This window comes from Parapedobacter sp., from assembly GCF_053550995.1.
Window position 1 is genome coordinate 1 of record NZ_JBMQOC010000046.1, and the last position, 11,659, is coordinate 11,659.

Below are 11,659 nucleotides of genomic sequence, written 5' to 3' on the forward strand. Positions count from 1 at the left end.
AACTATGCACAGCCTCTTCGATAACGAGGTCGCCCGACATCCAATTGGAGGAAAACCAATTGCGCACTTGAAACTCGAGGTCAGACCATCCCGCTTGGCTGGGCTTCATACTGAGGTCGCCTCCATACCTAAACGACGACAAGGATACCACATCACCGATGGCCCCTTCGCCTACACGCCCGAAAACAGCCCGGTTTGGGTTCGCATAGCGGAAGCAGAAGCCAGAAACCAACGCGAGGTTCTTTTCTTTTGATTTACGAACGGCGGCTAAAACACGACGGACGCCGGGCGGATCGATGGCGACCGGCTTCTCACAGAAGACATGCTTATCGGCATTCACCGCGGCCTCGAGGTGCAATGGCCTGAATACCGGTGGCGTGGCCAACAAAACAACATCCACGCCAGCGTTTATTACCTTTTGATACGCATCGAAACCAACGTATTGGTGCTTATCTTTTACTTTTATTTTGGATGGCTCGATCTTCATTAAAGCATCATATGCCGTAGCGATCTGGTCTTCAAAAATATCGCCCATAGCCACCAACTGCACATCCGGGTCGGCCCGCAATGCCTGTGCGGCAGCGCCCGTGCCGCGACCTCCGCAGCCGATTAATCCGATTTTAAGTATCTTTTTTTTTGCAGGGGAACTTGGGCCCGCAAAACTGAAGGGGTGTGCGAGTGGAAGGATAGCTGCCATTGTTCCAGCCGTCTTTAGAAAGGAGCGGCGGGAAGCGCCTCCGTCCACACGCGATGTGTTGTCTGTCATGATCGTTAACTATTATGTTCCAGTATCTTCAAAATAGGCCCCCAATATATAAATTTTTACCCAAGTTGCTATCCCGGGCTCCCCTTAAGGCTTCCTATCCGAACTGTCGCGAACCAGCAGCTCAGGCCTGAGCACGATTTTCTCGGGCTTATGTTTGTAATAGTCGCCCTTTTTGAGCAATTTGAGAAACAGGCGGGCCACCTCCTCCCCCATTTCCACGGTACATTGGTCGACCGTTGAAATCGGCGGACTCACCAAGCTAGTAAATGCTTCGTTGGCGAATCCGACCACACCGACATCTTCCGGAATACGCTTGCCGGCGGCTTTGAGCTCCTGTACCACACCCATTGCCGTAAAGTCCTCCAACGTAAATATAGCATCGAACGCGATACCTTTATCCAATAACGTCCGCACACAACGACGCCCGAATTCGAGGGAAAAATCACCTTTTATAATCAAACGATCATCGACCGGCAAACCATACTGTCCTAAGGCATCCAGGTAACCGCGCAAGCGCTCATTAAAGATGTTGATGTTGCGATATTGGTTGATGTGTGCAATACGCCGATAGCCTGCACGGATCAGGTGTTCGGTTGCCATAAAACCACCGCGGTAATCGTCAATGGTAACCGACGGCACGTCGAGGCCGGAGGGCACCCTATCGAAAAACGCGAGGGGGATGTTACGCTCTTTGATTTCCATGAAACCGCCATTATCCTCTGTTTCGAGCGAGATGGACGCGATAATGCCGTCTACGCGGGAGCGGAGGAATGTATCGATTCCACGGTTTTCCTGCTTGATGGATTCCTGCGATTGATATAATAATATCGTATACCCGTTTTCATTCATCACACCCTCGATGCCATGCACCACCGAACTGAAAAAACTGACATCCAGACGGGGTACCAATACACCGATGATTTTCGTTTTGCCGGAGCGTAACGAAGACGCTACCTTATTGGGTCGATACCCTAGTCGGTCGGCGGTTTCCCGGACGGCCTTTTTCGTTGCGGCACTAATCGCAGGGTGGTCGTTAAGTGCCCGTGCCACGGTGGAAAAAGTGATATCAAGCTCCTTCGCAATGTCTAATATGGTGATTTTCTTCAAACGGATACGGATTAATGTCTAAGCTATATGCGCATTGGCCCGTTATAGGGCTAGACAAAAATAAAGATACATTTTGGAATTCAAAAAGTAATATCTACCTTTATGCCAACGTTAGCATTATCCATGGAACTTATTCGTTTTCAATCATGTTATTACTAGGTATCGATATCGGTACGTCTTCGATCAAAGTGTCGGTGGTAGATGCCGCCACGCAGGTCTGCGTGGCCTCCATCCGTTATCCGGAAGACCAGGAAAACAACATCCTTTCCGTGGTGCCGGGCTGGGCGGAGCAGTCGCCGGATATGTGGTGGGAGCAGGTCGTTGCAGCCATCCGGCAGCTCACGGCCTATGCCACATTCAAGGCACGCGACATCGGTGCCATTGGCATTGCCTACCAAATGCACGGCCTCGTTGTGACAGATAAAGATGGCAACGCACTCCGCCATTCGATTATCTGGTGCGACAGCAGGGCAGTGGAAATCGGCGACGCGGCATTTGCTGGCATGGGCGAACGGTTCGCCCTGGAGCACATGCTTAATTCCCCCGGTAATTTCACGGCATCGAAATGGGCTTGGGTGAAAGCCAACGAACCCGATGTCTACGCCAAGGCCCACCATATCATGCTTCCCGGCGACTACATCGCGATGAAGCTGACCGGGACAGCCACAACGAGTATTTCGGCGCTCTCGGAAGGGATTTTCTGGGATTTCAAACATAACCGTATCTCGAAGGATGTCCTTGCCTATTTCGGGTTTGACGAGGCGGTGTTCCCGGAGATCCGGCCATTGTTTGGCGAGCACGGAACGCTACGGAAGGAGGTGGCCACGCAACTGGGCCTCACGCCAGGCATTCCCGTGTCTTACAAGGCGGGCGATCAGCCCAATAATGCACTATCGCTGAACGTACTGGAACCGGGGGAAGTCGCTGCCACAGCAGGTACATCCGGTGTTATCTATGCGGTAAGCGACCAGTTGGTGTATGACCACGCGTCGCGTGTCAATACGTTCGCCCATGTCAATTACACGCCAGAGATGGTACGCACCGGCATATTACTGTGTATAAACGGTACCGGTATATTGAATCGCTGGGCCAAGGACCATTTCGGGCATGGCCTCACCTATGCGCAGATGAACACCCTTGGCAAAGCGGTGTCGGCGGGCAGCAGCGGATTGAAAATATTTCCGTTCGGCAATGGTGCGGAACGCTTCCTGCACAACAAGATATTGGGCGCACGTTTTATCGACCTGGATTTCAACGCCCATGGTCGTTCACATGTGTTTAGGGCATCGCAAGAAGGCATTGCTTACGCGTTCCGTTATGGGCTCGACATCCTCCGCGAGAATAACATGCGTCCAGCGATCATCCGCGCCGGCCAGGCGAACATGTTTCTCAGCACACTCTTCACGGAAATCTTCGTAGAAGTGACGGGCGTTCCCGTTGAATTGTATAATAGCGACGGCAGTGTGGGTGCGGCCTTGGGTGCAGGCATCGGATCGGGCATTTTCGCCTCGCCAACCGAGGCTTTCAGCCGGCAGGAGTTGCTGACGACCGTGGAACCGCAGGGGGATGATCATTATGAGGGCCTATACCAAGAATGGAGGCAGCTCCTCGATGGCCAATTGGCCGAAGAAATGAATCGATAAACAGTTAAAACAATTAAAGGAACAAAAAATATGTCAAACGTAATTATCGGCGAAAACGAGTATTTTAAAGGCATCGGGAAAATTGCCTACGAGGGGCCCGAATCAGACAACCCATTGGCATACCGTTGGTACGATGCGGGCAGGGTCATTGCCGGCAAGACCATGGAAGAGCACCTACGGTTTGCCGTGGCCTATTGGCATTCTTTCAACGGCAACGGCGGCGACCCCTTCGGCGGACCCACGCTGTTCTTTCCCTGGGATAAGAACAATGACGTCATCCAGCGGGCGAAAGACAAGATGGATGCCGCATTTGAGTTTTTCACCAAAATCGGCATGCCTTACTATTGCTTCCACGATGTGGACGTAGTGGATTATGGGGACAATGTGGCTGAAAACGAGAAGCGCCTGGAAACGCTGGTGGCTTATGCCAAGGAAAAGCAGGCAGCCAGTGGCGTAAAACTGTTGTGGGGAACGGCGAACCTCTTCTCGCACAAAAGATACATGAATGGCGCTGCCACCAATCCGGATTTCGCCGCGGTAGCGCACGCCGGGGCGCAAATCAAGGCGGCACTGGATGCGACCATCGCCCTGGGTGGCGAGAACTATGTTTTCTGGGGTGGCCGTGAAGGGTATATGACGTTGCTGAATACCGACATGAAGCGCGAACAGGAACACCTGGCCAGGATGTTGCATACCGCTCGCGACTATGCCCGTAGCCAAGGTTTCCATGGAACATTTTTCATTGAACCGAAACCTTGTGAGCCCACCAAGCATCAATACGACTATGACGCTGCCACGGTGATCAGCTTCCTCCGCCAATACGATCTTTTGGATGACTTCAAACTCAACCTGGAAGTGAACCACGCTACGCTGGCTGGGCATACGTTCCAGCACGAGCTGCAGGTGGCTGCCGATGCGGGCCTGCTCGGGTCGATGGACGCTAACCGCGGCGATTATCAAAATGGATGGGATACCGACCAATTCCCGAACAACATCAACGAACTGACGGAATGCATGCTCATCATCCTCGAAGCCGGTGGTTTCTCGGGGGGCGGCATCAACTTCGACGCCAAGGTACGCCGTAACTCCACCGACCGGGCAGACCTTTTCTACGCACATATAGGTGGTGCCGACACCTTCGCCCGTGCGCTTGTTGCAGCCGACAATATCCTAAGCAAGTCTGCCTACAGGAAGCTTCGTGCGGAACGGTACGCATCGTTTGATAGCGGAAAGGGGAAGGACTTCGAAGGAGGCAGGCTATCGCTGGCCGACTTGCGCGATATCGCCGCTGCGTCGGGCGAACCCGAAACCATCAGTGGCAAGCAGGAGCTGTTCGAGAATATCGTTAACCGGTATATCTAGCCATCAATAACGGGTAGCCCAGGGTCGGCTACCCGTTATTGATAATCGATTTTCGTTATTTTGCGACGATTTGACCAGCATGGATATACAGACCCTCAAAACCCAATTGACTGCCAGCCTGAAGAGCAAAATCTGGATACCTGAACTGACCTCCCTCGGTGAAGTGCCCGGTATTCCGCTGATTGGACTGCATGACTGTTGCTATGATGAACGCCACCGGAGGCTGGCTTTCCGGGCAGCCTGGCTATTGGAATATATTGCCTTCAATCGTTCTACGTTGTTTGCAACGGTGGCAGAAGCCTTTTTAATCCGATTACCCCGCCAAAAAAATCCGAGTTGCCAGCGGCATTTCACCAATATACTCCGGAGGCTCACGCATCCACGTGCCCCAAAACCCTACCGGGATGTAATGCAGAAGACTAGCCGCGAGCAGTTGGTCGAAACCGTCTTCCATTGGTTCATCGACCCATGCACACCCGTTGCCGTCCAAGCCAATTGCATGGATGTGCTACTGCATTTGAGTGGAGAATATGAGTGGATACGCGACGAGTTGAAGCAGCAGATCGAATTCTTGCTGCGTGACGGTTCAGCCGCGATACAAAGCCGGGGGAAGAAAACGTTGGAAAAGCTTGCGCGGATCAGAAGCGGAGGTTAACACCCAATGAGAGTGCCGCATAGATATCGCGATGTTCATTGCCGGCATAGTCCCCACTGTAGCCATCCAGTTCGTCATCGAGTGCAAAATTGAGCTGGCCGTTCACAACCAAATTCCAGACGTATGAATCCAATAAGTTCGGCTTCAAACGGTGTAAGGGAACTTCAAATCCTACATTTGTGCTGATGATATAGCTGAAACCGTGGTTCCTACCTGTATGTGCCGGCAACACGTTTTGTACTGCTACAGAATCACCCGTTATGGGGTCCGTTGTCGGCACATCACCTACAACACGTTGCTTATCCCATTGCAGGCTGTGCAATACCCCAATACCCGCGCCGAGATACACACTGTTCAATGTTCGCTTCGCCAAAGATTCGCGGTATTCGATACGGCGCAAGTGATCATCTTGCAGGAATTTAATCGGCTGGAAACGGAAACCGAAAATGGCTGCATGGTACAAATTCACAGCCTTTCTTGTCACACCATCGGTTTGCACACTGTCTTTTCCACGCAACAGCCCTTCCTGCAATTCCAGTCCGATACTGACACCATGGGTAAGGAAATAGTTTCCCCGGAGATATACGCTGCCACCGATTTGCCGCTTATCCAAATCCCCATACAACTGGTTCACCCCCATTCCACCCGTAACCGAATACCGGAAATACGGGATGGGCGACTCATTGCCAAACTGTGAATAACCAACATAAGGAAAGGCGAAACATAAAAGGGCAAACAGCGAGATTCTTTTCATAATTCCCATTTACCCTCAATACTTATACCATTTTTGTGAAAACGGCTAAAAAAGTGTATTACCTCTGGCAGGATTGGTCTTGCCCAAATGCTTATAAGCCAATTCGGTACATTCCCTTCCGCGCGATGTACGCATCAAATAGCCCTCCTGAATAAGAAAAGGCTCATAAACTTCTTCGATAGTGCCTTCATCTTCGCCAACGGCGGTGGCGATGGTCTTGACGCCGACCGGGCCACCTTTGAATTTTTCGATGATGGTGAGCAGGATGCGGTTGTCCATTTCGTCGAGGCCATGTTCATCCACATTGAGTGCATTGAGCGCGTATTGCGCAATGGGCACATCGATTTTGCCATCACCTTTGATTTGGGCAAAATCGCGTGTACGCCGGAGTAATGCATTGGCGATACGGGGTGTGCCACGGCTTCTGCGGGCAATCTCATACGCCCCCTCATCAGTGATGGGCGTACGGAGGATGCCGGCCGAACGGAGTACGATGGTGGTGAGCAGCTTGGCATCATAATATTCCAGGCGCGCATTGATGCCGAACCTTGCCCGTAGCGGCGCCGTTAACAAGCCCGAGCGCGTAGTAGCGCCCACCAGGGTAAATGGGTTGAGGGTAATCTGCACAGAGCGGGCGTTCGGTCCGGTTTCGAGCATGATATCAATCCGGAAGTCTTCCATTGCGGAGTAGAGGTATTCCTCCACCAGCGGGCTCAGGCGGTGTATTTCGTCGATAAACAGCACATCGCCCTCGTCGAGGTTGGTAAGCAGGCCCGCCAGATCGCCCGGCTTATCAAGCACCGGCCCGGAGGTTACCTTGATGCCCGAGCCCATTTCATTAGCGATGATGTGCGACAGGGTGGTTTTGCCCAGGCCCGGGGGGCCATGCAGCAATACGTGGTCCAATGCCTCACCGCGCAGTTTAGCAGCCTGCACAAAAATGCTCAGGTTTTCCAAAATCTTTTTCTGACCCGTGAAATCTTCAAAAGCCTGCGGGCGCAGCACCTTCTCCAATTCGCGCTCCGCGTTGGACAGCTTCTCGGGGTTGGGATCCAAATGTTCGTTCATTTTGCTACGCTATGCCGTTTGTTATTTGCTGTTCTGCTTTTCGCCAATATTCGCTCACCCGCGAGTCCCTGCCAGACGCTAAATACGAACTACTGAATACTTAGTACTATTTATACTTCCTGAACCAGCTGCTTACCTTCATCTGTATGACGCCAAAAAATGCCTCCCTGAATATCCGGGTGCTCATTTTGGAGACGCCTTCCGTACGATCGGTAAAGATAATCGGTATTTCCACCACCTTGAAGCCATATTTGATCGCCGTGAATTTCATTTCGATCTGGAAGGCGTAACCGACAAACCGGATCCGGTTCAGGGGAATGGTTTCCAGCACTTCGCGTCTGTAACATACGAACCCAGCGGTAGCATCACGTATGGAGATACCGGTAATCCACCGCACGTAGCCGGAAGCGAAGTATGACATCAACACCCTACTCATGGGCCAATTCACCACATTCACCCCTTTGATGTAGCGTGACCCAATGGCCATATCGGCACCCGACAAACATGCTGCACGAAGTCTCGGAAGGTCTTCAGGATTATGGGAAAAATCGGCATCCATCTCGAAGATGTATCGGTAAGACCGAGAGATGCACCACTTGAACCCGTGGATATAAGCCGTACCGAGCCCCGACTTCCCTTTCCTTTCTTCCAGGAATAGTCGATCTGCAAATTCCGACTGCAACGCCTTCACAATCGCGCCGGTACCATCCGGAGAACCGTCATCGACAACCAACACATGAAAATCTTCCGACAGTGCATATACTTTGCGGATAATCTTCTCAATGTTTTCCTTCTCATTGTATGTCGGGATGATGACGATGCTATCTGACACTGTCGATTGCGTTTTTGTAGGGTAAAGGTAAGGATTATAAGTAAAAGTCGAATACAAAAATACCGTTACAGCGGCTCTTCGCTGTAACGGTATACACGGGTCTTGTTGTTAGTGGATGCCGTGCATCATCCGTCGCAATAGCGGCGAGAACACAATTAATAATAGCCCTGCAATACCCGGAATAACGGCAAAAATCAAGAAGAACGTCGACATGGAATAAGCTTGGCTGATGCGGTCAATGAGGCTGCCCGACATGCCGGCCAAAAAGTTGGCAACGGCGCTGCAGGCAAACCATACGCCGAAGATGAGGCCAACGAACTTTTTCGGCGACAGCTTACTCATATAGGAAAGTCCAACGGGCGATACGCAAAGCTCGCCCGATGTGTGGAAGAAGTAGGCTAATATCAACCAAATCATGCTCACCTGCGCGGTAGCTGCGCCCTGCGGAATGTCTTTACTACCATACCCCAAAACCGCAAACCCCACACCCAATAGAATCAATCCAATGGCAAACTTCACCGGGCCCGACGGGTTAATTACCTTTTCCCACATTTTGCTAAACAAGGTGGCCAATGTGATGATGAAAAAGGAATTCAATATCTGAAACCATGAAGCAGCCACCTCGGTTTCCAAGGCGTTGAATTCGCGGTAGATTTTCCAGATACCCAGGCACCAGATAACAACGAAGCTCGCCGCGGTAAATAGGATGGAGATGGGATATGATGAAAATATCTTCTTGGCGAGCGACCACAATACCCACGAAACGATCAATAGGGGAAATACGGTGAGTATGGCATCCACCCATTTAAAGGTAAGCGCCGCGTTACCCTCCAACATCCGTTCGGTATAATCCAGCGCAAAAATACTCATCGATCCGCCGGCCTGCTCAAAAGCCATCCAAAAAAAGATACTCGACAAGGAAAGGACGACGATGACGATCAGCCTATCGGTAACCACACGTTTAGACGGGGGCTCGATGCCCTCTTCTTCCCCTTCGGTTGCCTGTGCAGTATCGGCTAGGGCCACACCCCGCTCGCGGGTCTCTTTGGGCGACTCACCCAAGACACCGAAAATGCGCTGGGCATAATAAAACTGGATCATGCCGAAAAACATGAAGATACCGGCTAAACCGAAACCCAAGTGCCAGCCTACCTTTTCGCCGATATAACCACAGAGAAGCATTCCCAAAAAGGCTCCCGCATTGATTCCCATGTAGAAGATGGTGTATGCCGAGTCTTTCTTCTTACTGTTATCCGGATAAAGCTGGCCAACAATCGACGAAATATTCGGCTTGAAAAGCCCATTACCCAAGATCATCAGTACCAAGCCCACGTAGAAAAACGACGAGCCTACGCCTTCGAGGGCCATCGACGCATGGCCCAAGGTCATGATCAATGCGCCTAACACCACCGCCTTCCGATAGCCCGTGAGGCGATCGGCGATGAATCCCCCGATCAATGGGGTTAAATATACCAACCCAGTGTACCAGCCATATAATTCCATGGCGTCTTCCCGCGTCCATGCCCAGCCGCCGTTTGCAAGCTCCGACACCAAAAACAGGGTGAGGAGGGCTCGCATACCGTAATAGCTGAACCGTTCCCACATCTCCGTGAAAAACAGGACAAACAGGCCTACGGGATGGTCAAATACGGTCTTCGTCTCGACGCCGTTCTTAACAAGGTGTTTCGTTAGTTGTTCATCATGATTGTGCTGCATATCTTGATATTAGGTGTTAAAAATTGGGATCATTCACGTGCCCATCGTGCAAATAAAACAAACTTTTTGCGATTTCACGGCCGTATCGGATAATTTTATTTATCTACCAAGTTGGTATTCATTGTATATTAAGACCGCTCTTCGGATGATGTTGAGGCTTTGCAGGGTCGTTAAATCGACTATCATTCGGATGGGGCGGATTCATCAGCGGCACGTCCGCAACAAATACCAATCGGCCATTTTCCAGTTGCCAAGCATCATAAGACAAGTCCGGCCCGTATTGCTCATACTGCTCCGGTTGCCGCGGATCGGCGGGCGCCAGGTGATCGAACACGATACGGTTCTCCACGCTATCGTACTCGAGGTGCATGCTGACATTGCGGTTGTACCGATATATCGCGCGTGTTTGCGTACCGCCCGCTTCGGTGTCAAAAATAGCCTGTCCCAGCTGTGCACCATTTTTTGTTAACCGCAACACTTCGATAACCTTCTGCGTAACGTAGGGCGTATGCCCCTTCCAGCCCAGCAAAGCATATGCTCCGTTGAGCGGGACCATCTGGTAATATTGTGCGCCATACCAGTTGTCTGTCGCCATGATGGCCTGCTCTGGCTCAGCGATTTCATAAGTTTTATCCAGCAGAGGGTACATCTTAAGGCTACCATCGGACGTGTTCAACTGGATGGTTCCATAGTAGAGATAAGATCCATCGTTCAGTTGGAGGTGCCATGAAAATATACGAAAACTTTCGTCCGGTGCGCTGAGGATGGAGACCATATCGAGCGAATCAAACGGAAACCGGTAGGAATACGGTTCCTTCAGTGCAGACACCAATGTTTTGACGAAGGTGAAGTTGGCATCCAGCCGTTCGGGCTCACTGGGTTCGTTATACATGGTGTAGCCCAGCTTGGCAAGACTATCTTCCAACGATCGTATTTTTTGCAAGTTTCCCCCCTGCTGGCCATACACCAAACCACTGTTGAGCAGCCCAAAGAGCCCATATAACACCACCAACCCCGTAGCCAACATCGCCTGCCGACATCGCCCGGCTACCATAGCCAAATCTACCATAGGGCAAACTTAGCTAACCTGCTTTTTAAATGCAAGCGGGTAATACCGCAACAAACACGTCGATTTCCGCCATGAGATCAAGAAGGCAGCATCCGCTCGACCACCACCGCACTCGCTCCGCCCCCGCCATTGCAGATGCCCGCGACACCGATACGGCCATCATGTTGCGCCAATACCGACAGGAGCGTTACCACGATACGTGCACCGGAAGCCCCCAGTGGATGGCCCATCGCGACGGCACCGCCGTTGACATTCACCAGGTCGGCCGATAGACCCAGTTCTTGGTTATTGGCAATGGCGACCACCGAAAAGGCTTCATTGATCTCGTAGAAATCCACCTCCCCCGCATCGACGCCGGCATGCTGCAACGCCCGCGGAATCGCCCTGGCCGGTGCCGTGGTAAACCACTCGGGAGCCTGCTGCGCATCGGCATAACCCCGTATGCGTGCCAATGGCCGCAACCCCAATTCCTGTAGCTTGGCTTCGCTGACCAATACCAAAGCCGCCGCCCCGTCGTTCAGTGTAGACGCGTTGGCGGCAGTTACCGTACCGTCTTTCTTGAATACAGGCTTTAACGACGGTATCTTCTCGAATTTCACCGCGTGGATTTCCTCATCTTCATCGACAACGGCCACCTCCCCTTTCCGACCGACAACTTCCACCGGAACGATTTCCGATTTAAACCTG

General features: G+C 51.8%; 11 protein-coding genes. 3 read left to right on the top strand and 8 right to left on the bottom strand.

Translation table 11 applies throughout. The features are described from left to right. Positions 1-766: Gfo/Idh/MocA family protein (locus ACO1NT_RS06740; RefSeq protein WP_449047692.1), on the bottom strand; the 766-nt coding region annotated here is incomplete at its 3' end. An 84-nt stretch (positions 767-850) separates the two neighbouring features. Continuing rightward, on the bottom strand, positions 851-1,873 hold the full coding sequence (locus ACO1NT_RS06745; protein ID WP_449047693.1) for a LacI family DNA-binding transcriptional regulator: 1,023 nt from the start codon (positions 1,871-1,873) through the stop codon (positions 851-853). 146 nt (positions 1,874-2,019) lie between these two features. Between ACO1NT_RS06745 and ACO1NT_RS06750 the strand changes: the two genes are divergently transcribed. The 3 genes from ACO1NT_RS06750 to ACO1NT_RS06760 all read left to right on the top strand — a co-directional run bounded on the left by ACO1NT_RS06750 (position 2,020) and on the right by ACO1NT_RS06760 (position 5,533). Then, the gene (locus tag ACO1NT_RS06750) at positions 2,020-3,516 is read left to right on the top strand and encodes a xylulokinase (protein ID WP_449047694.1); all 1,497 of its coding nucleotides are present in this window, start codon (positions 2,020-2,022) and stop codon (positions 3,514-3,516) included. Positions 3,517-3,546: 30 nt separating this feature from the next. Beyond that, positions 3,547-4,878 carry a xylose isomerase gene (gene xylA, locus ACO1NT_RS06755; protein ID WP_449047695.1) on the top strand — a complete coding sequence of 444 codons (1,332 nt, stop codon included), beginning with the start codon at positions 3,547-3,549 and terminating at the stop codon, positions 4,876-4,878. 79 nt (positions 4,879-4,957) lie between these two features. Continuing rightward, a complete protein-coding gene (locus ACO1NT_RS06760) occupies positions 4,958-5,533 on the top strand; it encodes a hypothetical protein (RefSeq protein WP_449047697.1) in 576 nt (191 codons plus the stop codon). On the opposite strand, the gene ACO1NT_RS06765 is transcribed toward ACO1NT_RS06760, so the two are convergent. The 6 genes from ACO1NT_RS06765 to ACO1NT_RS06790 form a co-directional block, all read right to left on the bottom strand. Then, positions 5,517-6,287, bottom strand: a complete 771-nt coding sequence (locus tag ACO1NT_RS06765) for a hypothetical protein (RefSeq protein ID WP_449047698.1) — start codon at positions 6,285-6,287, stop codon at positions 5,517-5,519. The two genes, ACO1NT_RS06760 and ACO1NT_RS06765, sit on opposite strands and share 17 nt — an antisense overlap. A 45-nt stretch (positions 6,288-6,332) precedes the next feature. Continuing rightward, entirely contained in the window at positions 6,333-7,355 is a 1,023-nt protein-coding gene (ruvB, locus tag ACO1NT_RS06770; protein ID WP_449047699.1) for a Holliday junction branch migration DNA helicase RuvB, read from the bottom strand. 106 nt (positions 7,356-7,461) lie between these two features. Then, positions 7,462-8,187: a polyprenol monophosphomannose synthase gene (locus tag ACO1NT_RS06775; RefSeq protein WP_449047701.1), complete on the bottom strand. Its 726-nt coding sequence runs from the start codon at positions 8,185-8,187 to the stop codon at positions 7,462-7,464. A 108-nt stretch (positions 8,188-8,295) separates the two neighbouring features. Beyond that, entirely contained in the window at positions 8,296-9,903 is a 1,608-nt protein-coding gene (locus tag ACO1NT_RS06780) for a peptide MFS transporter (RefSeq protein ID WP_449047702.1), read from the bottom strand. Positions 9,904-10,021: 118 nt separating this feature from the next. Continuing rightward, the gene (locus ACO1NT_RS06785) at positions 10,022-10,972 is read right to left on the bottom strand and encodes a hypothetical protein (RefSeq protein ID WP_449047703.1); all 951 of its coding nucleotides are present in this window, start codon (positions 10,970-10,972) and stop codon (positions 10,022-10,024) included. Positions 10,973-11,049: 77 nt separating this feature from the next. Further along, a partial coding sequence (locus ACO1NT_RS06790) for a thiolase family protein (RefSeq protein WP_449047705.1) occupies positions 11,050-11,659 on the bottom strand: 610 nt, incomplete at its 5' end.

What these genes read in the sequence shown, in the direction of transcription:
- ACO1NT_RS06750 (WP_449047694.1), top strand. Translation starts at nt 2,020, where the DNA reads ATGTTATTACTAGGTATCGATATCGGTACGTCTTCGATCAAAGTGTCG.
- xylA (WP_449047695.1), top strand. Translation starts at nt 3,547, where the DNA reads ATGTCAAACGTAATTATCGGCGAAAACGAGTATTTTAAAGGCATCGGG.
- ACO1NT_RS06760 (WP_449047697.1), top strand. Translation starts at nt 4,958, where the DNA reads ATGGATATACAGACCCTCAAAACCCAATTGACTGCCAGCCTGAAGAGC.
- ACO1NT_RS06765 (WP_449047698.1), bottom strand. Translation starts at nt 6,287, where the DNA reads ATGAAAAGAATCTCGCTGTTTGCCCTTTTATGTTTCGCCTTTCCTTAT.
- ruvB (WP_449047699.1), bottom strand. Translation starts at nt 7,355, where the DNA reads ATGAACGAACATTTGGATCCCAACCCCGAGAAGCTGTCCAACGCGGAG.
- ACO1NT_RS06780 (WP_449047702.1), bottom strand. Translation starts at nt 9,903, where the DNA reads ATGCAGCACAATCATGATGAACAACTAACGAAACACCTTGTTAAGAAC.
- ACO1NT_RS06785 (WP_449047703.1), bottom strand. Translation starts at nt 10,972, where the DNA reads ATGGTAGATTTGGCTATGGTAGCCGGGCGATGTCGGCAGGCGATGTTG.